The organism is Halomonas sp. DP1Y21-3 (assembly GCF_019801245.1).
GTDB lineage: Bacteria > Pseudomonadota > Gammaproteobacteria > Pseudomonadales > Halomonadaceae > Halomonas > Halomonas litopenaei.
Genome location: NZ_JAHVJM010000008.1, coordinates 24206 through 47393, shown reverse-complemented (window position 1 = coordinate 47393; position 23188 = coordinate 24206). Strand labels below are relative to the sequence as shown.

16 protein-coding genes and 2 tRNA genes are annotated in these 23188 nt (G+C 62.0%); 7 read left to right on the top strand and 11 right to left on the bottom strand.

Annotated features, from left to right (window positions below; genetic code table 11):
* Nucleotides 1–51 precede the first annotated feature (51 nt).
* From odhB to sdhC, 6 genes are all read right to left on the bottom strand, one after another.
* On the bottom strand, nucleotides 52–1638 hold the full coding sequence (gene odhB / locus KUV74_RS19665; protein WP_222517160.1) for a 2-oxoglutarate dehydrogenase complex dihydrolipoyllysine-residue succinyltransferase: 1587 nt from the start codon (nucleotides 1636–1638) through the stop codon (nucleotides 52–54).
* Nucleotides 1639–1677: 39 nt separating this feature from the next.
* Nucleotides 1678–4515, bottom strand: coding sequence for a 2-oxoglutarate dehydrogenase E1 component (locus tag KUV74_RS19660; RefSeq protein ID WP_222517159.1), 2838 nt, complete (start codon nucleotides 4513–4515; stop codon nucleotides 1678–1680).
* A 300-nt stretch (nucleotides 4516–4815) separates the two neighbouring features.
* Nucleotides 4816–5526 carry a succinate dehydrogenase iron-sulfur subunit gene (locus tag KUV74_RS19655; protein WP_045992949.1) on the bottom strand — a complete coding sequence of 237 codons (711 nt, stop codon included), beginning with the start codon at nucleotides 5524–5526 and terminating at the stop codon, nucleotides 4816–4818.
* A 12-nt stretch (nucleotides 5527–5538) separates the two neighbouring features.
* Complete coding sequence (sdhA, locus tag KUV74_RS19650) at nucleotides 5539–7311, bottom strand: succinate dehydrogenase flavoprotein subunit (protein WP_045992950.1); 1773 nt, start codon at nucleotides 7309–7311, stop codon at nucleotides 5539–5541.
* Between the two features lie 3 nt (nucleotides 7312–7314).
* Complete coding sequence (gene sdhD / locus KUV74_RS19645) at nucleotides 7315–7662, bottom strand: succinate dehydrogenase, hydrophobic membrane anchor protein (RefSeq protein ID WP_045992951.1); 348 nt, start codon at nucleotides 7660–7662, stop codon at nucleotides 7315–7317.
* A complete protein-coding gene (gene sdhC, locus KUV74_RS19640) occupies nucleotides 7656–8033 on the bottom strand; it encodes a succinate dehydrogenase, cytochrome b556 subunit (protein ID WP_045992952.1) in 378 nt (125 codons plus the stop codon). Before sdhC ends, sdhD begins: the two co-directional genes overlap by 7 nt.
* A 477-nt stretch (nucleotides 8034–8510) precedes the next feature.
* On the opposite strand from sdhC, the gene gltA reads away from it, so the two are divergent.
* A complete protein-coding gene (gene gltA / locus KUV74_RS19635; RefSeq protein ID WP_222517158.1) occupies nucleotides 8511–9797 on the top strand; it encodes a citrate synthase in 1287 nt (428 codons plus the stop codon).
* A gap of 216 nt (nucleotides 9798–10013) precedes the next feature.
* Nucleotides 10014–10910, top strand: coding sequence for an NAD(P)-dependent oxidoreductase (locus KUV74_RS19630; RefSeq protein WP_222517157.1), 897 nt, complete (start codon nucleotides 10014–10016; stop codon nucleotides 10908–10910).
* Nucleotides 10911–11421: 511 nt separating this feature from the next.
* Here the strand turns inward: KUV74_RS19630 and KUV74_RS19625 are convergent.
* From KUV74_RS19625 to gltX, 3 genes are all read right to left on the bottom strand, one after another.
* Nucleotides 11422–11497, bottom strand: a tRNA-Glu gene (locus KUV74_RS19625).
* 17 nt (nucleotides 11498–11514) lie between these two features.
* Nucleotides 11515–11590: transfer RNA gene (locus KUV74_RS19620), tRNA-Ala, on the bottom strand.
* 331 nt (nucleotides 11591–11921) lie between these two features.
* Complete coding sequence (gene gltX / locus KUV74_RS19615) at nucleotides 11922–13409, bottom strand: glutamate--tRNA ligase (RefSeq protein WP_045992955.1); 1488 nt, start codon at nucleotides 13407–13409, stop codon at nucleotides 11922–11924.
* Between the two features lie 166 nt (nucleotides 13410–13575).
* On the opposite strand from gltX, the gene KUV74_RS19610 reads away from it, so the two are divergent.
* Both KUV74_RS19610 and KUV74_RS19605 read left to right on the top strand, forming a co-directional pair.
* Entirely contained in the window at nucleotides 13576–14328 is a 753-nt protein-coding gene (locus KUV74_RS19610) for an SDR family NAD(P)-dependent oxidoreductase (protein WP_222517156.1), read from the top strand.
* Nucleotides 14329–14431: 103 nt separating this feature from the next.
* Nucleotides 14432–15022: a helix-turn-helix domain-containing protein gene (locus KUV74_RS19605; RefSeq protein ID WP_162816469.1), complete on the top strand. Its 591-nt coding sequence runs from the start codon at nucleotides 14432–14434 to the stop codon at nucleotides 15020–15022.
* Nucleotides 15023–15674: 652 nt separating this feature from the next.
* Here KUV74_RS19605 and KUV74_RS19600 read toward each other — a convergent pair.
* Nucleotides 15675–16211: a hypothetical protein gene (locus KUV74_RS19600; RefSeq protein WP_315900885.1), complete on the bottom strand. Its 537-nt coding sequence runs from the start codon at nucleotides 16209–16211 to the stop codon at nucleotides 15675–15677.
* Nucleotides 16212–16589: 378 nt separating this feature from the next.
* Between KUV74_RS19600 and KUV74_RS19595 the strand changes: the two genes are divergently transcribed.
* The 3 genes from KUV74_RS19595 (at nucleotide 16590) to KUV74_RS19585 (ending at nucleotide 22722) form a co-directional block, all read left to right on the top strand.
* Nucleotides 16590–18854: a collagen-like triple helix repeat-containing protein gene (locus KUV74_RS19595; protein ID WP_222517155.1), complete on the top strand. Its 2265-nt coding sequence runs from the start codon at nucleotides 16590–16592 to the stop codon at nucleotides 18852–18854.
* A 153-nt stretch (nucleotides 18855–19007) separates the two neighbouring features.
* Nucleotides 19008–20768 carry a ShlB/FhaC/HecB family hemolysin secretion/activation protein gene (locus KUV74_RS19590; protein ID WP_222517154.1) on the top strand — a complete coding sequence of 587 codons (1761 nt, stop codon included), beginning with the start codon at nucleotides 19008–19010 and terminating at the stop codon, nucleotides 20766–20768.
* Nucleotides 20769–21237: 469 nt separating this feature from the next.
* Entirely contained in the window at nucleotides 21238–22722 is a 1485-nt protein-coding gene (locus KUV74_RS19585; RefSeq protein WP_222517153.1) for a YfcC family protein, read from the top strand.
* A gap of 103 nt (nucleotides 22723–22825) precedes the next feature.
* Here KUV74_RS19585 and KUV74_RS19580 read toward each other — a convergent pair whose 3' ends face one another.
* The gene (locus KUV74_RS19580) at nucleotides 22826–23161 is read right to left on the bottom strand and encodes a zinc ribbon domain-containing protein YjdM (protein WP_222517152.1); all 336 of its coding nucleotides are present in this window, start codon (nucleotides 23159–23161) and stop codon (nucleotides 22826–22828) included.
* Nucleotides 23162–23188: the final 27 nt, after the last annotated feature.

The window sequence follows — 23188 nt, the reverse complement described above, 5'->3', positions numbered from 1 at the left end:
TTCTGTGTGCAGAGGCTCTGCAGTAAATCCCTGTCGCTGCCACGGTCAGGCTCAGATTTCCAGCAGCAGACGCGCCGGATCCTCGAGCAGCTCCTTGATGGTGACCAGGAACTGTACCGCATCCTTGCCATCGATCATGCGGTGGTCGTAGGACAGCGCCAGATACATCATCGGGCGAATCTCGACCTTGCCGTTGACCGCCATCGGACGCTCCTGGATCTTGTGCATGCCGAGGATCGCGGTCTGCGGCGGATTCAGGATCGGGGTCGACATCAGCGAGCCGAAGATGCCGCCGTTGGTGATGGTGAAGGTACCGCCCTGCATGTCCTCGATGCCCAGCTTGCCTTCGCGTCCGCGCTTGCCGAAGTCGACGATGCCCTTCTCGACGTCGGCGATCTTCATGCTGTCGGTATCGCGCAGCACCGGCACCACCAGGCCACGGTCGGTGGATACGGCCACGCCGATGTCCTGATAACCGTGGTAGACGATGTCGTCACCGTCGATGGAGGCGTTGACGTCAGGGAAGCGCTTGAGCGCCTCGGAAGCCGCCTTGACGAAGAAGCCCATGAAACCGAGCTTGACGTCGTGGGCCTTCAGGAAGGTGTCCTTGTACTGGGAGCGCAGCTCCATCACCGCACCCATGTCCACCTCATTGTAGGTGGTCAGCATGGCAGCGGTCTGCTGAGCCTGGACCAGACGCTTGGCGATGGTCTTGCGCAGACGGGTCATCGGCACGCGCTTCTCGGGGCGCTCGCCTTCCACGGCCGGGGCTGCGGTGGCGCCGGAGCTGGCCTTCTTGGCCGGCGCGGACTTCTTGGCGCCGCCGTCCTTGACCGCCTTGAGCACGTCTTCCTTGAGGACGCGACCGTCCTTGCCGGTGCCCTTGATGGCACTGACGTCGAGGTCGTGCTCGGCGATCAGCTTGCGTGCGGCAGGCGCCACGATCTTGTCGCCGACCTGCTCGTCGCTGTCGCCATCGTCGGCGCTGGCCTTGGGCGCTTCCTGGTCGGCGGTATCGGCAGAGCCACCGCCTGCCCCCACCTCGAACACCGCCAGCACGGCCTCTGACTCCACGGTGTCGCCTTCCTCGATCTTGATCTCGGCCAGGGCGCCATCTTCCGGTGCGACCACCTCGAGCACGACCTTGTCGGTCTCGATCTCGGCCAGCACTTCGTCACGCTTGACCGCTTCGCCGACCTTCTTGGTCCAGCTGGCGACGGTCCCTTCCTGCACCGACTCGGGGAAGCTCGGTGCCTTGACGTCGCGCTTCTCGCCGCCGCCCTTGGGCGCTTCGGCCGGCTTCTTCTCAGCCTTGTCGTCGGACGCTTCGGAAGCGGCTTCCTTGGCGTCGTCCTCGTCTTTCTCGGACGACTCCTCGGACGCTTCCTTGGACTCGCCGCCGCCTTCACCGATGCGGCCCAGGACCTGCTCGGACTCCACGGTGTCGCCTTCTTCCACCAGCACCTCTGACAGGGTGCCGGCTTCCACCGCCACCACCTCGAGCACGACCTTGTCGGTCTCGATCTCGACGATCAGTTCGTCACGCTCGACGCTGTCACCCGGCTTCTTGTGCCAGGTACCTACGGTGCCTTCGGCAACGGATTCCGGAAAGGATGGTGCCTTGATCTCGGTAGCCATGTCGTATCCTTAGTGTTCTCTCTCTTCCCGATGGTCGCCTTAGAGATTGAAGGCGTCTTCCACCAGTTGGCGCTGCTGTTCGGTGTGTACGGACATGTAGCCCGCCGCGGGAGCCGCCGATGCCGGACGTCCGGCAAACTTCAGCTGACCGCCCAGGCCGTCCTTGAGCGAATCGGCGACGATGCGCAGATTGTGCTGCATGGAATACCAGGCGCCCTGGTTCAGGGGCTCTTCCTGACACCAGACGATGTCGGTGACGCCGCTGTAGTCCTTGAGCGTCTCGATCAGCTCTTCCTTGGGGAACGGATAGAGCTGCTCGACGCGCACGATCGCTACATCGTCACGCAGGTTCTCCTCGCGCCAGTTGGCCAGATCGTAATAGACCTTGCCCGAGCACATGATGATCCGCTCGACCTTGGACGCATCACGCTGTCCCTGGTCGGGCAGCACCATGTTGAAGCTGCCGTTGGCGAGGTCCTCGAGGCTCGAGGTGGCTTCCTTGTGGCGCAGCAGGCTCTTCGGCGACATCACCACCAGCGGCTTGCGCAGCGGGCGAATCACCTGACGGCGCAGCAGGTGATAGATCTGCGCCGGGGTGGTCGGCACGCACACCTGCATGTTGTGCTCGGCGCACAGCTGCAGGAAGCGCTCGAGACGCGCCGAGGAGTGCTCGGGGCCCTGCCCTTCGAAACCGTGGGGCAGCAGCATGGTCAGGCCACACAGACGACCCCACTTGGTCTCGCCGGAGGAGATGAACTGGTCCACCACCACCTGGGCGCCGTTGAAGAAGTCACCGAACTGCGCTTCCCAGATCACCAGCGCGTTGGGCATGGTGGTCGAGTAGCCGTACTCGAACGCCAGCACCGCCTCCTCGGAGAGGAAGGAGTCATGGATAGTGAAACGCGGCTGACCGTCCGCCATGTGCTGAAGCGGCACGTAGGTGGAACCGTCGGCCTGGTTGTGGATCACCGCATGGCGGTGCGAGAAGGTACCGCGTCCGACATCCTGACCGGTCAGGCGAATCGGGTGTCCCTGCTCGAGCAAGGTGGCGTAGGCCAGGGTTTCGGCGAAGCCCCAGTTCATGGCCAGCCCACCGCCCTGCATCTTGCGGCGATCATCGTAGATCTTGGCGACCTGACGCTGCACCTTCACCCCGTCAGGGATCTCGCACATCTTGGCGGCAAGCTGCTTGAGCCGCTTCATGTCGAAGGTGGTATCGGCGTGCCCGGTCCACTCGTGACCGAGGTACGGCTTCCAGTCGACGAACAGTGAGGTGTTGGGTTCCTGCACCAGGGCGTTGGCCACGTGATTGCCGGCGACCAGATCATCGCGATACTTCTCGACCACCGCCTTGGCTTCGTCTTCGCTCAACACGCCCTGCTTGACCAGGCGCTCGGCGTAGATCGCACGAGAGGACGGATGGTCCTTGATCTTGCGGTACATCATCGGCTGGGTGCCGGAGGGCTCGTCGGCCTCGTTGTGGCCGCGGCGGCGGTAGCACACCAGGTCGATGACCACGTCCTTCTTGAACTGCTGACGATAGTCCAGGGCCACCTGGGTCACGTGGAGCACCGCGTCGGGATCGTCGCCGTTCACGTGCAGGATCGGCGCCTGCACCATCTTGGCGATGTCGGTGCAGTACTCGGTGGAACGCGCGTCCTCGGGATGCGACGTGGTGAAGCCGACCTGGTTGTTGATGACGATGTGCACCGTGCCACCGGTCTTGTAGGCACGGGTCTGGGACATCTGGAACGTCTCCATGACCACGCCCTGACCAGCGAAGGCGGCATCGCCATGGACGTTGATCGGCAGCACCTTGCCGCCATCGACATCGTCGCGGCGATCCTGGCGTGCGCGTACCGAGCCTTCCACCACCGGCGCCACGATTTCGAGGTGCGAGGGGTTGAAGGACATCGCCAGGTGAACCTCACCGCCCGGCGTCATCACGTTGGAGCTGAAGCCCTGGTGATACTTGACGTCACCGGAACCGCGCTCGATCAGCTTCTTGCCGTCGAACTCGTCGATCAGCTCGCCGGGGTTCTTGCCGAGGATGTTGACCAGCACGTTGAGGCGACCGCGGTGGGCCATGCCGATGACCACTTCCTTGGTGCCGTAGCTGCCCGCGCGCTGGATCAGCTCGTCCATCATCGGAATGAAGGTCTCGCCACCCTCGAGGCCGAAGCGCTTGGTGCCCGGGTACTTGGAGGCCAGATAGCTTTCCAGCCCCTCGGCCGCGGACAACCGCTCGAACAGCTGCTTGCGGCGATCATCACCATGGTCCGGAGCCGAGCGCACCGACTCGAAACGCTGCTGCAGCCAGCGCTTCTCTTCGGTGTCGACGATATGCATGAACTCGCAACCGATCGAACGGCAATAGGTGCGATCCAGCGCATCGACGATTTCCTTGAGCGGCGCCTGGTCCTTGCCCAGGAAGAAGGAACCGGTCTGGAACTCGGTATCGAGGTCGGCCTTGGACAGCTGGTGGAACGCCAGATCAAGATCAGGCACCGGCTTCGGATCACGCAGCCCCAGCGGGTCGATGTCGGCCTTCTGGTGGCCCCGGAAGCGATAGGCGTTGATCAGCTGCAGGACCTTGACCTGCTTGCGGCTCTCTTCGCTGTCGACAGGCGTGCTGCCGGCAACGGCGGTGCGACGTTCGCGGCCAAGCTGATAGAACTGATCACGGATCGGTGAGAGGGGGGTCTCGTCGGACGGGGCGCCTTCCTGGCGTGACAACTCGTCGAAGTAATCGCGCCATTCATCGGAGACGGCGCTAGGGTCGTCGAGGTACTGCTCATAGAGCGCTTCCACGTAGTGGACGTTGCTGCCCGTCACGTGAGAGGAGCGCCACATCAACTCCATTATGCCTTGTTGCATCTCTCGGTCACCCTGCACTGATGGGGTGGTAGTGGGCTCGATGCTCGTGATCTACCGCGGGCGTGGCGCAGGCCCCTCAGTGGAAGGCTTCCTGCCCATCGTCACCCTTGGCACTGACCATCATCGAGCGCCCTGGTGGTTCTGCCGCGGTCATCGGGGCCGCGGTCGATCTGCCTAGCGGTCTTGCATCATGCTCAAAAGCCGGTGCCCATGGCACCGGCTCCAGACGCTGTCATCCGGGGGCGCGACAGGATGCCGCGCCCCGGACCGAGCCCATGATAACAAGCCCGGCGCCACGATTTAAGTGGCATTCGCCAGCAACATCTCACGGATCTTGCCGATCGCCCGAGTCGGGTTAAGCCCCTTGGGGCAGACCGCCACACAGTTCATGATGCCGCGGCAACGGAATACGGAGAACGGATCCTCCAGCTCCGACAGACGCTCCTGGGTCGCCGTATCGCGGGAATCCGCGAGGAAGCGATAGGACTGCAGCAGGCCGGCGGGACCGACGAACTTCTCCGGATTCCACCAGAACGACGGGCACGAGGTCGAACAGCAGGCGCACAGGATGCACTCATACAGACCGTCGAGCTTGTCGCGCTCTTCCGGAGACTGCAGGCGCTCGATGGCCGGCGCCGGCGTGTCATTCTGCAGGTACGGCTGGATCTTCTCGTACTGCTTGTAGAACAGCGCCATATCGACCACCAGATCACGAATGACCGGCAGACCAGGCAAGGGACGCAGCACCAGCTTGTTGTTCTTGACCACCTCGGACAGCGGGGTGATACAAGCCAGGCCGTTCTTGCCGTTCATGTTCATGCCGTCACTACCGCAGACGCCTTCACGGCAGCTGCGACGGAAGGCCACGGAACTGTCGTCCTCCTTGATCATCTCAAGCAGGTTCAGCACCATCAGGTCGCGACCCTGGGTATCGACCTCGAACTCCTGCATATAAGGCGCGGAGTCGGTTTCCGGGTTGTAGCGGTACAGGGATACCTGAAGCTTGGACATGTTGACTCCCCCTTAATAGGTACGGATTTTCGGCTCGAACTTGTCGACGGTCTTCGGCGCGAAATTGACATCGCGCTGGCCGACCCGCTTCTCGCCGGGGAAGAACATGGAGTGCTTCAGCCAGTTGGCGTCGTCACGATCCGGATAGTCGTAGCGGGAGTGCGCACCGCGACTCTCCTTGCGCTCCAGTGCCGCGATGGCGGTGGCCTCGGCCACTTCCATCAGGTTGTCGAGCTCGAGCGCCTCGACCCGGGCAGTGTTGAACGCATGGGACTTGTCGGCCAGATGGGCGTTGGCGATCCGTCCACGCAGTTCGGCCAGCTTCTCGACGCCCTCGACCATGTTCTTCTCTTCGCGGAACACGCCGAAGGAGTTCTGCATGATGCTCTGCAGCTCGCGCTTGAGCTCAGGCACGCTCTCGCCGCCTTCGGACTCGTTCCAGCGAGTGATGCGCTTCATCGCGGTCTCGATGTCGGACTCGCGGGCATCCAGGTACTCGATGCCTTCATTGAGCGCGCTCTCGATGTACATGCCGGCGGCACGCCCGAACACCACCAGATCCAGCAGCGAGTTGCCGCCCAGGCGGTTGGCACCGTGCACGGAGACACAAGCTGCCTCGCCACAGGCGTAGAGACCATTGATGATCTGGTCGTTGCCGTCGGCATCCTGGGCAATCGCCTGACCATGCACGTTGGTGGCGATACCACCCATCATGTAGTGGCAGGTCGGCACCACCGGGATCGGCTCCTTGGCCGGATCCACGTGGGCGAAGGTCTTGGCCAGCTCGACGATGCCCGGCAGACGCTTGGACAGCACCTCCTCGCCCAGGTGGTCGAGCTTGAGGAAGACGTGATCGCCGTCTTCGCCGCAACCACGACCTTCGAGGATTTCCATGACCATGGAGCGCGCAACCACATCGCGGCCGGCGAGGTCCTTGGCGTTCGGCGCATAACGCTCCATGAAGCGCTCACCGTCCTTGTTGACCAGGTAGCCGCCTTCACCGCGACAACCTTCTGTCACCAGCACACCGGCACCGTGGATACCGGTCGGGTGGAACTGCCACATTTCCATGTCCTGCATCGGCACACCGGCACGCAGCGCCATGCCGATACCGTCACCGGTGTTGATCAGGGCATTGGTGGTGGAGGCATAGATGCGACCGGAACCGCCGGTGGCCAGCACGGTAGCCTTGGACTTTACGTGCACCACTTCACCGGTCTCGATATCCATGGCGATACAGCCGACCACGTCACCGTTGGCGTTCTTCACCAGGTCGACGGCGTACCATTCATTGAGAAAGGTGGTGTTATTTTTCAGATTGTTCTGGTACAGCGTGTGCAGCAGAGCGTGTCCGGTACGGTCGGCCGCGGCGCAGGTACGGGCCGCCTGGCCGCCTTCGCCAAAGTTCTTGGACTGACCGCCGAACGGGCGCTGATAGATCCGCCCATTGTCGAAACGGGAAAACGGCAGGCCCATGTGCTCGAGTTCGAACACCGCCTTCGGCCCCTCGGAACACATGTATTCCGCAGCGTCCTGGTCGGTGATGTAGTCACCGCCCTTGACGGTGTCGTACATGTGCCAGCGCCAGTCGTCGTTGGGGTCGGAGGAAGCGATGGCACAGGTAATGCCGCCCTGGGCGGACACGGTGTGCGAACGCGTCGGGAAGACCTTGGACAGCACCGCGGTCTTCTTGCCGGACTTGGCCAGCTCCAGCGCCGCACGAAGGCCGGCACCACCGCCACCGATGATGATGGCGTCAAAGGTCAAACTACGCATGGTTGACATGTATCAGGCTCCCCACAGCACTTGGATGCCCCAGACCAGGAACACGAAGATGGCAATGATGATGACGGACTGGGTGCCGACACGAATGGCGGTCGGCTTGATGTAGTCGGTGGTCACGGTCCACAGGCCCACCCAGGCATGGGCGGCCAGCGAGACGAAGGCCAGCAACGAGAAGATTCGCATCCAGGTCTGCTCGAACAGACCGCTCCAGGTGGCATAGTCGAGCTGCGGATGAGCCAGCAGATAGACCACCAGAAAGACCGTGTAGAGCGCCATGACAACCGCACTGGCGCGCTGGATGATCCAGTCGGACAGGCCGCTGCGGCTGAAGCTCGTGATGTTGGTTACCATACCCAGACTCCCGCCAGAATGATCAGGACAACGCTCGCCACGATGGTGATCTGCGCCTTTTTCACCGCACCTTCCAATGACACGCCGATGTTGGCGTCCATAATGAAGTGCTTGCAGCCGGCGACGAAGTGGAAGGCCAGAGCGGACAACAGTCCCCAGGCCACCAGCTTGGCGAAGAAGTTGTGCGCCAGCGCATCACGTACGGCGTCGAAACCGGCCGGCGAGGACAACGAGGCGTCCAGCGCCCAGAAGCCGAAGATCAGACCGACGAAGAGAATGACGCCAGTGACCCGGTGGGTAATCGACGTCAAGGCGGGAAGGGGGAAGTGGATCGTGGATAGATCCAGATTTACGGGTCGTTTGCTATTCACGGCTCTCTACACACTCTCTTGGCCCACTCTACGACATACGGGCCAGAGGCCCGAGCGGGCGGTGGTTTTGGGAAGGGCGCTGTCGTGACCCAACCTGCGACAAGTTGGACACGACCTCCTGTTCCTGCCAGTCGCGGCCTGAATTATAGGGACATGCCCCCACCATGACAAATGGCATGACCATGCAATTTGGCGAACGCTTCGTCGGAAAATGCGGCAAAGCTGCATAAAAATGCGACTTCGTCAAGTTGCTGCACTGCAAAAGGACAGCCTATGATGCAAAGCATCATAACCTGTACAACATCTATACTTCTAAATGAGCATAGTACAACAGCAAGCGTTCAATGGGAGAATTGACAATATCCTGAACGCTTCTATAGTGGGCGAACCTTTTTTGCCGGGCGACCCCCTATTCGTCGGCACGTTAGTGAGAAATGACAACGTATCGCTCCATATCGAACACGAAGGAGGCCTGACATGGCTGAGAGAAAAGCGACCCTGACGGTGGATGGTCTGGAGAAACCTGTCGAACTTCCCGTCCATTCAGGCACCCTCGGCCCCGACGTCGTTGACGTGCGCGGACTCGGAGCGGAAGGCCTCTTTACCTTCGACCCCGGCTTCCTGGCCACCTCTTCCTGCGAATCCGGCATCACCTACATCGATGGCGCCAACGGCGTGCTGCTGCATCGCGGCTACCCGATCGAGCAACTGGCCAAGCATTCCAACTTCGTCGAGCTCTGCTACACCCTGCTGTTCGGTGAACTGCCAGACGAAGAGCAGTACAAGGACTTCGAGCACCGGGTGCGCAACCACACCATGGTCCACGAGCAGATCGCCAACTTCTTCAAGGGCTTTCGCCGCGACGCCCACCCGATGTCGATCATGTGCGGCGTGATCGGCGGCCTGGCAGCCTTCTACCATGACCACCTGGACATCACCCAGGCGCAGGACCGCGAGATCAGCGCCATTCGCCTGATCGCCAAGATGCCGACCATCGCGGCCATGTCCTACAAGTACAACATCGGCCAGCCTTTCAACTACCCGCGCAACGACCTGAACTATGCAGAGAACTTCCTCTACATGATGTTCAGCAACCCGTGCGAGCCCTACGAGATCAACCCGGTCTACGCCAAGGCCATGGACCGCATCTTCATGCTGCACGCGGACCACGAGCAGAACGCCTCCACCTCCACGGTGCGCCTGGCAGGCTCCACCGGCGCCAACCCGTTTGCCTGCATCAGCGCCGGCATCGCGGCCCTGTGGGGTCCAGCCCACGGTGGCGCCAACGAAGCAGTGCTCAACATGCTCGACGAGATCGGCGACGACTCCGAAGAGAACATCCAGCGCTTCATCGACAAGGCCAAGGACAAGGATGACCCGTTCAAGCTGATGGGCTTCGGTCACCGCGTCTATCGCAACTTCGACCCGCGCGCCAAGGTCATGAAGGAGACCTGCGACGAGGTCCTGGAAGAACTGGGCAAGGCCGACGATCCGCAACTCAAGATCGCCAAGCGCCTGGAGCAGATCGCCCTGGAAGACGAGTACTTCGTCGAGCGCAAGCTCTACCCGAATGTCGACTTCTATTCCGGCATCATCCTCAAGGCGATGGGCATCCCGACCAACATGTTCACGGTCATCTTCGCGGTATCCCGTACCATCGGCTGGATCTCGCACTGGAACGAGATGATCAGCGAAAGCTACAAGATCGGTCGTCCGCGCCAGCTCTACACCGGGCATCCCAAGCGCGACTACCCGTCCAAGTAATTCGCCAACCAGGCAATTCGCGTGACGCCCGCTGCCCCATGCAAGGCAATCGCCGTCACGCCAGAAGACGCAACATCCCGCGTCGCATTGCCATGAAAAGGGCCGCCCTCCGGGGCGGCCCTTTTTTTTGCTCAACTTTTTTGCCCAACGGATGAACGGACACGCCTACCGGCGCTATGCTGACCCCCTCTAGCGAAATAACAAAGGAGCGCTTTCATGAGTCGAGACATCTCCACCGTCGCCTTTATCGGCCTTGGCGTGATGGGTTTTCCCATGGCAGGACATCTCGCCGAAGCCGGACTGACGGTACGCGTCTACAATCGCACCCAAAGCAAGGCCGAGCAGTGGTGCGAGCGCTTCGACGGCAGCCATCATGCGACACCCGCCGAGGCCGCCAGCGGCGCCGATCTGGTACTGGTGTGCGTGGGCAATGACGACGACGTTCGCGAGGTCACCACCGGGCCCGACGGGGCACTGTCGACGCTCTCCCAGGGCGCCATCCTGGTGGACCATACCACCGCCTCCTCGAGCCTCGCCGAGGAGCTCGACCAGGCCTGCCAGAAGCAGGATGTGGGCTTCATCGATGCGCCGGTCTCCGGCGGCCAGCAAGGAGCAGAGAACGGCGCCCTGACCATCATGTGCGGCGGCCAGGAGGAGCACTTCTCCAGGGCAAGGCCGGTACTCGAGCACTATGGCAGAGCCGTGACCTTGATGGGCGGCGTCGGCGCCGGACAGCTGACCAAGATGGTCAACCAGATCTGCATCGCAGGCCTTGTCCAGGGCCTCGCTGAAGGCCTTCATTTTGCCGAGCAAGCGGGTCTCGACCAGGAGCGGGTGGTCGAGGTCATCAGCCAGGGAGCCGCCGGATCGTGGCAGATGGAGAACCGTCACGCGACCATGATCCGTGACGAATACGAGCATGGCTTCGCCGTCAACTGGATGCGCAAGGATCTGGATATCTGTCTGAACCAGGCGCGCCAGCTGGAGGCTCGCCTGCCGGTGACCGCCCTGGTGGACCAGTTCTACGCCGACGTGCAGGCAATGGGAGGTGGACGCTGGGACACGTCCTCATTGCTGCGACGCCTGCGCGAAAGGTCTGACAGCAAGGACTGACATTTTCCATACCTGCCGGGCCAGCGCCCTCCTGCTGGCCCGACCTTCCCGCGGCGCCGGCATGCGCTCATGGGCCAACATCCCCCTCTCTTCTCAAGCCCCTTACACCCCGCCCAGCGTTTTCCACACTTTCTGTGGATAACCCTGTTCACAACCTATCGAAACCGCCCTCGAATCGCCATGAACTGGGCATTGGACTTAGATTGGTTAATTTTTAACCTGTCGCAACACGTTGATTTTGAAGGAAAAAAATATAAATCGCGCAACCACGGGCGTTATCCCCGTAGCAGAGGCTGACCGGGGGAAAAATGCGTCACTGGTGGACAAGAGGAAGGTTCTGTCAAGCCGTACAAGACAGTTTTTGCAAACCATCCACAAGCAAACTGAGGCTTCGTGCAAATCACGAAGAGCTCACAAAGCGAATGGTGATAACAAGAGGAGAGACCACGGAGTTCACAACGATTCATGCGAAAGCATGAATCCATGAGGAGCAGACGCTACGCACAGGAAGTGGCGTCCCATAGGGGGTTCGAACCCCTGTTCCCGCCGTGAAAGGGCGGTGTCCTGGACCACTAGACGAATGGGACGCAGCCTGAAACGAGATTGGTGGAGCCTAGCGGGATCGAACCGCTGACCTCGACACTGCCAGTGTCGCGCTCTCCCAGCTGAGCTAAGGCCCCATCTCGTGAAGACGAGACGTATCTTACGGATATCATAAGATTTGGTCAACCCCGGAAGCGCCAAAATTTTTCGGTGTCCCGGCCATGGCGATGCCAAGGTGATGGGGTGCCAGCAGGCCTCCCCATCTTTTTCATCATGCCGCCGGCAGCTCGCGCTTTTTCTCAGGTCAGCTCGCGGCGCGCCTTCTCGAAGCGCTTGGCCTGCCTCCTGGAGACGCCACCCAGCACGCCGATGGCGTGACGCAGGCGGGCGCGGGGGAGCTAAACGTATCAAGCGCCATGGCGATGGGGGCTCGCAATAACGCCTCTCCCCCACCGCCATCACTTGTCACTATTCCGCCGGCAACTCGCGATATTCCTTCTCGAAGCGCTTGGCCTGCTTCTTGGAGACGCCACCCAGCACGCCGATGGCGTGACGCAGGCGGGCGCGGGTCATGTCGGAGCCAAGAATCGCCATGGCGTCCATCACCGAGGTGCTCGACGAAGAGCCGGTGATGGCGATAAAGACCGGTGCCAGCAGTACCTTCATCTTCAGATCGAAGTGGCTGCCCAACAGCTTGATCTCGGCCAGCAGCGCGTCCTTGTTCCAGCTGGACACACCTTCGAGCCGCCAGACCAGGAACTGCAGCAGCTTGACGAGATCTTCACGCTCCAGGTTGATCCCGTCGAAGCTTGCTTCGCTGATGGCGGGCAGCCCGGAGAAGAAGTGCCCCGCCAGAGGCGCCACGTCGGACAAGGTATCGACCCGCGTGCGCACCTGGGGCAGGATCTGCGCCACATAGTCTTCATTGAAGGCCCAGGTCATCAAGGCCTGGAGAAAGGCGCGGTCGTCCAGGTCCTCGCGCAGGTAGACACCGTTGAGCCAGGTCAGCTTCTCGAGATCGAACACCGGGCCACCCAGCGATACCCGCTGAATGTCGAAGTTTTCCATCATCTCGGCGAGGGAGAACTTCTCTCGTTCGTCCGGCATGGACCAGCCCATGCGTCCGAGATAGTTGGTTACCGCCTGGGGCAGGAATCCCATACGCCGATAATAGTTGATCGAGGTAGGGTTCTTGCGCTTGGACAGCTTGGACTTGTCGGGATTGCGCAGCAGCGGCATATGGCACAGCTCAGGCATGTCCCAGCCAAAGTACTCATACAGCAACTGGTGCTTGGGCGCCGAATTGATCCACTCCTCGCCACGCAGCACGTGGGTGATCCCCATCAGGTGATCGTCCACCACATTGGCCAGGTGATAGGTCGGCATGCCGTCGGACTTGAGCAGGATCTGCGCATCCACCTGGGCCCAGTCCACCTCGATGGCGCCACGCAGCATGTCCTGAACGACGCAGGGGCCGCTTTCCGGCACCTGCATGCGCACCACATAGGGCATGCCCTCTTGCTCGCGACGGGCCTGTTCATCGGGATCAAGCGCCAGATCGGCCGGTTTCAGCGCCAGGTGCAGCCCCTGGGCCTTGCGCGCCTCACGCAGCTCGTCGAGCTCCTCGCTGGTGCGGTAACACTTGAAGGCATGGCCGGCATCGATCAATCGCTGGGCGTGCTCGGCATAGATGTCTCCTCGCTCGCTCTGACGATACGGACCATGCGGGCCGCCTACATCGGGTCCTTCGTCCCATTCGAGCCCCAACCAGCGCAACGAATCGAGGATCATCTGCTCCGACTCGGCGGTGGAACGAACACGATCGGTGTCCTCGATGCGAAGGATGAACTCTCCCCCATGCTGTCGAGCAAAGCACAGGTTGAACAAGGCAATGTAGGCGGTTCCTACGTGGGGGTCCCCGGTGGGCGACGGGGCGATACGCGTGCGAACAGTCATAACGTCCTGCATCCTGAAGTCGTTGAAGCCAAGCTGGCGGCGTGGGCGCATTATACGCACCGACGAAGCAATTGCGCAGGACCCGGCGGGATTCGCGAAACTCTGAAATCGTCACCCCGTGCGGGACTCGAACAGGTTGCCACCCCACCCAGGCCAGGAGAGCGACATGGACAGACTTCCCGACGGCTATCGCGCCCTCGTCATCGGCGGCAATGGAGGCATAGGTCGCGCCGTCGTCGATCGACTGCTCGCCGACCCACGGCTGGGGCAGGCGACCGTCGTCAGCCGAACCTCCTTTCAGGCCTCCTCTTCTCGCCTGGAAGCGATCGAAGGCGATGTCACCACTGCACAGGGCCGGGCTGACCTGGGTCGAGCCCTTCACGGCCCTGCTGGCCAAGCCGTTCCTCTTCACCTTGTGGTCAACGCCATTGGCCTGTTGCACGACGAAGCAAGCAACATTCAGCCCGAGAAACGCCTGGAGGACCTCGACGAAGCCGCCCTGACGACCCTTTTTCAGGTCAACGCCGCCACGCCGGCCTTGATGCTCCAGACGCTGCTTCCCCACCTCAAGGGCTCCCATCCCACCACCGTGGTCAGCCTGTCGGCACGGGTCGGCTCGATCGGCGATAACGGCCTGGGCGGCTGGTACGCCTACCGCGCCAGCAAGGCCGCCCACAACATGCTGATGAAAACCGCTGCCATCGAACTCAAGCGATTGAACCCCCGGTCCTGCGTGCTGAGCTTCCACCCGGGTACCACCGACAGCTTGCTGTCACGCCCCTTTCAGGCCCGAGTCCCTGAGCACAAGCTGTTCACCGCCGACTTTGTCGCCGACCGACTGATGACCATGGTGCAGCAGCGTGGCCCCGACGACAGCGGCGGCTTCTTCGACTGGTCCAACGAGCCGATCACCTGGTAGTGCGGCATAGGAACCGTCGAATATCGTTGACGCCTGATATTGCACAAGAGGTGCTTATGAATGAGTATTCTAAATTCTCTTTATGTGTCGACAGGAAGGTTCCATGGACGCGCTGGGTCCGCGCATCAAATCTTTGAGGTTGGCAGCCGGCTTGAACAAGGCGGCGCTGGCTCGCCAGGTCGGGGTCTCTGACGTCACCATTTCCTACTGGGAGTCCGGCACCATCAAGCAGATCGGGCATGAACGCCTGGTGGCACTGTCACAGGCCCTTAACTGCCCCCTGGCACACCTGCTGGAAGGAGAACCGAGCCGACCATCTCCCCTCTACCTGAGATCGACCCTGCCGCTGCCCTGGCAGGAAGTCGCCCACAAGGGGATCGATCTGCCACTGGAGCTGATCCCGGAGCAGCGTTGGGACGGTGACTGCCACCTGGTGACGCCAGCGCCGGATGAGCACTTCGATTTTCTGGGACCGCTGGATCTGGCCGCCGTGGCTCCGACCGAGATATTCCGGCAGCCGGGACTCTATCTTGTGGCGGAGGAAGATACCCTGTACCTGCGCCGGGTCGCACAGGACAACAACGGGCAACTGACCTTTCAGCGCCAGGGCCAGACCACCACCATGCCTTATCACAGCGGCATGCGACTCAAGGCCAAGGTGGTAGCGCTATGGCGTAGCGAGTCAGCGACCTGAGGTGAGACGAAAAGCAGAGATGAAACCAAAAGCAGTCGGCCGGGCCTGACGTTTCATCTCTCGCCTACCCAGATCATCCAACCAGGCGCCCAAGCCCCGAGAGCGAGCCCGACGGGGCAGGTCGGTCACTCCGGCCTGACCGTCCCTTGCCGCCTCTGCCCTGCCCGGCAGTCTTGTCGCCACCGCTCTCTGTGCCTTGCCCTTCTTATCCTCTGCCCTTCTTATCACTTGCGTTTCTTATCTCTTGAGCTTCTTATCCCTGGCGCCGTTTATCCCTCTTACTTATAAGTCGGCGATGGCGTCCAGGCGCGTTCGACGCATGACGTCCGCTTCCAGCCATCTTCCAGGACGCTTTTCTGGAACACTTCTCCAGAACTCTTCTCAAGAACGTTGCCCCGAGAACTCTTCCCAAGAACTTTTCCCAAGAACTTTTCTCAAGCATGTTTTCCGAGAACACTTCTCAAAGCCTTTTCAGATACATCTTCTCAACAACTTTTCGCAAGAACTTTGCCAGGAACACTTCTCAAGAACACGTTTCCGGAACGATTTCCAAAAACGATTTCCAAAAGCGACTTCCACGGGCGGTCTGTAACAACTTCCTGCTGCGTTCGCGTCTTAGGGACACTTATCAAGAGGTGCTTTCAAGGTTGATTCAGGGGCTCTGCTGCACTTCGACATCGTCCAGCGTTCGTCGCACTTCCTGCCCTACCAGAAACCGCTGGCTAGCCTTGATGATCTTGCCCAGTCCATGCTCCGACGTGGCAACCAGCGGCCCATCAAGGTACTCGCCGCTCGGCCCGATCCGCGCCTTGACCTCGGCGGGCTGCACGTCAGCAGGAGCGGTGACCAGTTCGATACGATAGTAGCCATCGGGCAACCCGCTACCGGGACCGTAGGGCCCGGCTGCCACACTGCCCTCACGCACCTCGGTGCGTGACTGCCAACGCACATTGCTGGCCTCGCGCACCACCCGCAGCTGGACTCTGGTGCCTTCCGGCAAGTTGGTCGTGGCCGCCACATGCATTCGCCGATCCGACGCCAGCCGGATATCCAGCGATACCGTCACCGGCTCGTCCAGCGCCGCGACCGTCATCGGTTCAGGTTCAGGTTCATCAGCTCGGGACGTCACCCTTTCGACAGAACCGGACGCGATGTCTCGCTCACCGCTCGGCTCCGAAGGGTGACTCACTGTTGAATCTCCATCACAGGCCGCCAGCACCCCGGCAACCAAGGCTCCTGCGACCAACATTACTACAAAACGCCAAGGGCTCATCATCACCTCTCCTTGCTGCTACATGAGCCTAGCACGGTGCTAGTTCAGTGTACGCCCGAGCGCCCCGCCCTTTTCAAAACAACCTTCAGCACAATCACTTCATAACACCTTTCATTACGTTTGATAACACTTAAACACCAATTAAAACCCATAAAAAGCTAATAAAAAGGAATCATGCGTAAAGATGCATCTACGCTAAATATTCAACTACAAGAGTTTTAGAAAGCCCATACTGGCTTCATTGCCTTTCCACCAAGATAACCATTACATCCGGACTAGGTGAGGTATAAACCGATGACTTTGCAACGAAAACTACTCGTTATTGCTCTCGCCAGCGCGATGGCGACCCTGACCGCCTGCTCTGGTGATTCCAGCAACTCTCGCACCCTGGCCAGTAACAGCCAGGACCCGATTACCAGCGGTGGCGACGATGGCTCCGGTGGCGCCGGTGGCGATGGCGGCTCAGGTGGCGATGGCGGCTCCGGTGGCGATGGCTCCGGTGGTGATGGCTCCGGTGGCGATGGCTCCGGTGGCGATGGCGGCGATGGTGATGGATCCGACGGCGGCGATGGCGGCGATGGCATTGCCCGCTCATCGCTGGAAGGTGTATTCCTGGCGACAGCCGATACCAGCGACGGTGTAGACACCACGCTTACTGACATCGGGAACGGCATCTCCCAGCAGAGCGCCGTCCCTCAATTGGCCAGCGTCACCGAACCTGCAGGTACGATCGTCTCCGAAACGGGCGATGCGGTCGGCGACATCTCGAGCGGCATACGCGATGGTGTCGGCAGCCTCAGTACCAATGACAACTATCTGGGCACCACCGCCGCAGGCGTGACCAACGGTGTCGGCGAGCTTGGACAGGCAGTTTCGGCGACAGGAGACACCGTTGCCGGCCTGGGCGAACTGCCCGTAGTGATGGAACTCGACGCCCGAACAGGACTGGTGACCAAGCTCGGTACCACCGTCAATGGGCTCGGCGGCAAGGTGGAGCGCGCAGGCGACGCACTCAGCGTTAATTTCGAGGATTCCAGCGAGGTGCTCGGGGCCACCACTACCAAGCTTGGTGTTGCCCTTCGTCCTGTGCTGCTGGGCACCGACGGCAAGGTCACACGCGTCGGTCAAGCGCTGGTGTTGCCGGCCCAGGCCGGCAACCTGCTGCTACGCACCGGTGGCACCCTGGCCGACCTCGGTCAGCGTATCGGTGAACGCTACTCTCTGCTTGGCGGCGCCGGCGATAGCGTGACCGGCAGCGGTAATATCGTCATCGCGACCGGCGAGCTGCTCGGCGGGGGTGAAGGCGACAATGGCTCAGGCGGCGGCCTCGGCGGACTGCTCGATGGCGATACCAGCGCGCCTGAAGACGGCCGCACCGACCTGGAGCGCACCGTCGCCAGCGCAGGACAGACCGGCGCCGGTGCTGGAGACGCGGTCACCGCCCTGGGCGATGGCATTTCGCAACAAAGTCTGGGAGGACGTGGAGAGTTCGTCACCGACGGGCTGGGCAATGTCATCAGCAATGGCGGCCAAGCCGTATCCGGGCTCAGCAACGGACTCGACAATGGTCTGGGCAACTTCTCGAATAACCCCAACGCTGTGGGAACCACCTTGGCCGACGGCGGTGTAGCGGTCTCCGAAACCGGAGAGGTGGTATCCAGCCTCGGCGCCACCGTCGGCAACCTGAACCAGCTCCCCCTGGTCATGCAGCTCGACAACCGCAGCGGCGCCATCACCCAGCTCGGCAGCAGCGTCGCGGCCCTTGGTGGCGGCGTGACCCAGGCCGGTAACGTGCTGACCCTGAACTTCAACGACGATGGCTCGCACCTTGGTGGCCTGACCCGCGAAGTGTCGGCGGTATTGCGCCCCGTTGTCATCCAGACGGATAGCGGCGTTACCCAGCTCAGCCAGGCCCTGGTGGTCGGCCCCGAGGTAGGCAACGTGCTGATCCAGGCCGGCGTAGCGGTAGATGGACTGGGTGGCCGCCTGGGCCAGGGCAATGACCTCGCCGCTGGCGTGGGTGGTGCTGTCAGTGGTGTCGGAGGCATCGCCGCCAACACCGGCAGACTGCTGGGCGGTGATGAGGCTCGACTGCTTTCACGCCTCGATGGTCAGGGACTCAGTCAACTGGAATCTGCCGGACTGCTGGGCCAAGGGGCTCTGCTCTCGGACCTCGGAGGAAGCCAGCAAGGCGGCCTCGGGGGCGGACTCGAGGCAGGGCTTGGCGACCAGCTTGGTGGTGACAGCAACCTCATCGCCGGACTCAACGATACGCTGGGCGGCGGCAGCGGCTTGACCGCAGGGCTTGGCGACACCCTCGGTGGCGACAGTGGCGGCGGCCTGGTCTCTGGCGTCTCCGACACCCTGACCAGCACCCTCGGCGGTGGCGACAGCGACAGCGGCGGTGGCCTGGTCGGCGGCACCCTGGACGCCGTCGGTGGCGTGACCGAGAAGCTTACCGGTGACATGGGTAGCAGCCAGGACGGCAGCAGTAACGACTCCAGCAGCAATGACGGCCTGGTCAGCAACGTTCTGGGAGGACTGCTGGGCAGAAACTGATCTCGCCTGACCAGCCATGCCAGACGCAGGCCCGATACCCCCGCGGGTATCGGGCCTTTTCTTGAGGTCAAACCCAACACCAGTCCAGACGCTGTTCATAACAATATTCGAGCCCCCTTGAGGGGCCTCTACCAGGGATCGACAAGGAAGCCTATGCCAAGCACTACGCCGCAACCAACGCCCTACACCAAGCCGCCTACCCCGCCACGTTCGCGATACAGTCCCCTTCCACTAGTGATGGCCGCCGGCAGCCTGCTGGCCGTGTCCCCCCTCCAGGCCCAGCAGACGCTGGAGACCGTCGACGACATCATCGAAAATCGCCGGCTGGCGCCACAACAGCGCAGCGTGGAAACCGAGGTTGACCTGCCCAGCGACGCCAGCGCCGGCATCCCTGCCCGCGTCACCGTGCGTCACGTGCGCTTCATCGGCGACAGCGTGCTGGATCTGGCCGAACTGAGTCAGGGACTTCAGGCCATGATCGGGCAGAGTGTGAGCCGAGAGGCCATCGAGGCCGAAGTCCAGGCGATCACCGACGCCTACCAGGATGGCGGCTATCCGCTGTCCTTCGCCTACCTGCCAACCAACAACTTTCGTGACGGCAACGTGCGCATCGTACTGGTGGAGGGGCATATCGCCCGTACCGAGATCGTGGTGGACGATGACCCCGTGGCGGGCCGGGTGGAGAAACTGGTCCAGCCATTGCTGGAAGAACGCCCTCTGACGCGCAGCACCTTTGAGCGTGTCAGCGGGCTGATCGAGCGAATTCCCGGTGCCAGCCTGACCCTGAAGGCACCGGTGCCGCGCACACCCAGCGGTGCCACTACCCTGCGTGTCGAAGAACGTCGTATCGATCATTTTGACTATTCGGGCAACCTCAGCGGCGGCGATGAGCAGGACGCCGTCTTCATCAACCGGGTCTCGACCCAGAGCCTGACTACCTGGGGCGACAGCCTGGGCTTCTCCTGGCTGTGGCCCATCGACAACGACAACGAGCTCTACGCGTTGGACTATCGTACCGATATCGGCAACGACGGCCTGACCCTGACCGCCTCCGCCGACAGCTATGACGGTGACGACGAGGAGAATCTGATCTACCTGCTCGACGGACAGCGCTTCGATCTGCGCCAGGACCAGGATACCGACCGTAGACGCTATCGCCTGGGGCTGTCCTACCCCTTGCTGCTGTCACGCTCCTCGAGCCTGACCCTGGGCGGCGCCTTGCGTCACCACGACGAGACCAAGACCACATCACTCAGCTTCGAGGAACAGACCCTCAACCAACTGGTCGAGGAGTCCGAGTACTCGGCCGCCGATCTGGACCTGAACTATCGCACCCAGCGTGGACGGCAGTTCTGGCTTGCCTCGCTGGCCCTGCGCCAGGGCGTAGATCTGGGGGCCAACGAGCAGCAGCGCCGGCTCAACGGTACACCGCTTGCCGACAACGGAGATCTGCACTTCACCCGCTGGCAGCTGGACGCCCAGTACAGACGCCTGTATGGCGATCACTGGCGCCTTACTGCCAGCGCCAACGGTTTCTACTCCGATGATGCGCTGCCGGAACCCGAGCGCGGCAACTACGGTGGCCAACGCTTCGGGCGCGGCTATGACGCCGGCCAGGCGGAGGGCGACTACGGTTTCGCCGGGGCGCTGGAACTACGCTATCTGCAGCCTGTGAATAGTGCCTGGCTTTCCCGCGTCGAGCCCTACCTGGTGCTGGATGGTGCCCGCACCGAGTTTCAGGAGCGCGACGCGGATAGCCACCTGGCCTCGGCGGCGGCCGGCGTCAGTCTGGGCAAAGGACGTCTGTACGGCCTCACCCTGGAGTACGCCGAGCCCATCGGCGATCGTGACCTCGAGACCGATAGCCGCGAGGGTCGCATCAACGCCCGCCTGACATGGAACTTCGAAGGCTGATCTCTGGGCTATGGATGAACTCGCCAGGGGCCGCCACACCGGGCCCCTGGCCATATCACCTGACCCAAGGCCCTCATTTGCGGCAGGGCCGGCCGCTCGCTCAGTCGGCCTCCCGGCCTCCCGGCCGCCCTTTCAGCCGCCCTTTCAGCCGCCCTTTCAGCCGACCCCAGCGCCACTTCCTACTGCCCTGCACACGACAACCCTGCGCGTGTCTCGTCGTGCAGCGAGACCGCGTGCGGTGAAACATTGGGGTCGTCTCGTTTCTTGAGCCAGGCCAGCAAATTTACCTCTCATCTCGCCGCATCGTCGCCGTCCTTGCAGCGGATCAAGCATTGTGCCGACCCAAGTCCCGACAGACCGTCGAGGCCCGTAGACTCGAAGGCAGGCGGTCAGACAAGGGCCGTCAGTCCCTGATTACACCGACAACAAAAGAGCCTACACCATGACCTTCTGAAACAAGGAAACCGAGATGGAAACGCAAGCGACCTCCTCCAAACGGCGCTCCGGCCTGCGCATGCCCACGGTCTATACCCTGCTCTTTGTGATCACCGCGCTGGTGGCGGTGCTGACCTGGGTCATGCCCGCCGGCAAGTACGACTACCATGTGGAAGGCAGCGATCAGGTCATTGCTGCCAGCGACGTGCTCGACTATCAGGGTGACGGCCGCCTGTTGCCGATTCCCGGCACCTACCAGGTGCTGGAAAGCTCCCCCCAAGGGCCGCTAGATGTGCTGGTGGCACCGATCCAGGGATTCCACAAGGCCGTGGACGTTGCCCTGTTCGTGCTGGTCATCGGCGGCTTCCTGGCGGTGACGATGCGCTCGGGCGCCCTGGATGCCGGGATCGGCGCGGTGGTCGAGCGCTTTGGCGGGCGCGAGCAGTACCTGATTCCCGTACTGATGGTGCTGTTTGCCCTCGGCGGGTCCACCTACGGCATGGCCGAGGAAACGGTCGCCTTCTGGGCCATCATCCTGCCGGTGATCACCGCCGCCGGCTACGACCGCATGGTGGCCGCAGGCATCATCCTGCTCGGCTCCGGCACCGGTGTGCTGGCCTCCACCGTCAACCCCTTCGCCACCGGCATCGCCTCGGGCTTCGCCGGCCTGCCGATCGGCGCCGGTATCACGCTCAGGCTGGTGCAGTTCGTGATCCTGGTGTCACTGGCTATCTGGTTCGTGATGCGCTACGCCGCGCGGATCAAGCGCGACCCGCAGCGCTCGGTGCTGGCGGACCTGCAGCTGGCGGCCGCTCCTCAGGCCAAGGAGGCCGCCTCGACCCAGGCGTTCACCCTGCGCCACAAGCTGACCATGACGGTGTTTTTCATGACTTTCGGGATCATGGTCTACGGCGTCGTGCCCTGGGAAGACATGGGCATCACGGCTTTTCCGACTCTGTGGTGGTGGTTCGATGAACTCTCCACCCTGTTCCTGAGCGCTGCCATCCTGATCGCCCTGATCAATCGACAGTCCGAATCCGACTTCATCGAGACCTTCCTCGATGGTGCCAAGGACCTGATCGGCGTGGCCCTGGTGGTGGCCGTGGCACGCGGCATCTATGTGGTGATGGACAACGGCGTGATCATCGACACCATCCTCAATTGGGCCGAAGGCGCGGTAGCCGGCCTGTCCTCGGGCCTGTTCGTGGTGGTGGCCTACGTGGTCCACATCGTGCTGAGCTTCTTCATCCCATCGACTTCAGGGCTGGCCACGGTGTCCATGCCGCTGATGGCGCCACTGGCCGACTTCTCGGGCGTGGATCGCGAACTGGTGGTCACCGCCTTCCAGTCCGCCAGCGGCTGGATCAACATGTTCGCTCCCACCGCCGCCCATCTGGTCGCCGGACTGGCGCTTGCCAAGATACCCTACGAGCGCTTCGTCAAGTGGGCGCTGCCTTATATCCTGATGACCCTGGGAGTCACCACCGTGACATTGTTCGTGGGCGCCAGCCTCACCTGAGCACAGGTCGCGTCAGGGCAACCAACGCAAGTCGAGCATAAAAAAACGCCAGCGCTTTCCAAGCGCTGGCGTTTGCCCTTGCATGACGCCTCAAGGGCCGCATTCAGGCCTTCTTGACGTACATCGACTTGAGCTTCATGGCGCCGATGCCATCGATCTTGCAGTCGATGTCATGGTCACCATCGAGCAGGCGGATGTTCTTCACCTTGGTGCCGACCTTGACCACCGAAGAAGAGCCCTTGACCTTCAGATCCTTGATCACGGTGACGCTGTCGCCGTCGCTCAGCACATTGCCGTGGGCGTCCCGCACCTGGTCACCGCTCTCATCGGGCTCGGCGTTCAACGACCATTCGTGGCCGCACTCGGGACAGACCAGGGAATGGCCATCCTCGTAGCCGTATGGGGACTCACAGGCGGGACAGGGGGGCAGGTCGCTCATGACACTCTCGCAGGTGGGAAAAGCGAA

Excerpts from the sequence above, each read along its gene's own strand:
- KUV74_RS19610 (WP_222517156.1), top strand. The coding sequence starts at position 13,576 with ATGGACAGACTTCCCGACGGCTATCGCGCCCTCGTCATCGGCGGCAAT.
- KUV74_RS19605 (WP_162816469.1), top strand. The coding sequence starts at position 14,432 with ATGGACGCGCTGGGTCCGCGCATCAAATCTTTGAGGTTGGCAGCCGGC.
- KUV74_RS19585 (WP_222517153.1), top strand. The coding sequence starts at position 21,238 with ATGGAAACGCAAGCGACCTCCTCCAAACGGCGCTCCGGCCTGCGCATG.
- KUV74_RS19595 (WP_222517155.1), top strand. The coding sequence starts at position 16,590 with ATGACTTTGCAACGAAAACTACTCGTTATTGCTCTCGCCAGCGCGATG.
- gltA (WP_222517158.1), top strand. The coding sequence starts at position 8,511 with ATGGCTGAGAGAAAAGCGACCCTGACGGTGGATGGTCTGGAGAAACCT.
- KUV74_RS19580 (WP_222517152.1), bottom strand. The coding sequence starts at position 23,161 with ATGAGCGACCTGCCCCCCTGTCCCGCCTGTGAGTCCCCATACGGCTAC.
- KUV74_RS19655 (WP_045992949.1), bottom strand. The coding sequence starts at position 5,526 with ATGTCCAAGCTTCAGGTATCCCTGTACCGCTACAACCCGGAAACCGAC.
- KUV74_RS19660 (WP_222517159.1), bottom strand. The coding sequence starts at position 4,515 with ATGCAACAAGGCATAATGGAGTTGATGTGGCGCTCCTCTCACGTGACG.
- odhB (WP_222517160.1), bottom strand. The coding sequence starts at position 1,638 with ATGGCTACCGAGATCAAGGCACCATCCTTTCCGGAATCCGTTGCCGAA.
- sdhA (WP_045992950.1), bottom strand. The coding sequence starts at position 7,311 with ATGTCAACCATGCGTAGTTTGACCTTTGACGCCATCATCATCGGTGGC.
- KUV74_RS19630 (WP_222517157.1), top strand. The coding sequence starts at position 10,014 with ATGAGTCGAGACATCTCCACCGTCGCCTTTATCGGCCTTGGCGTGATG.
- KUV74_RS19590 (WP_222517154.1), top strand. The coding sequence starts at position 19,008 with ATGCCAAGCACTACGCCGCAACCAACGCCCTACACCAAGCCGCCTACC.
- gltX (WP_045992955.1), bottom strand. The coding sequence starts at position 13,409 with ATGACTGTTCGCACGCGTATCGCCCCGTCGCCCACCGGGGACCCCCAC.
- sdhD (WP_045992951.1), bottom strand. The coding sequence starts at position 7,662 with ATGGTAACCAACATCACGAGCTTCAGCCGCAGCGGCCTGTCCGACTGG.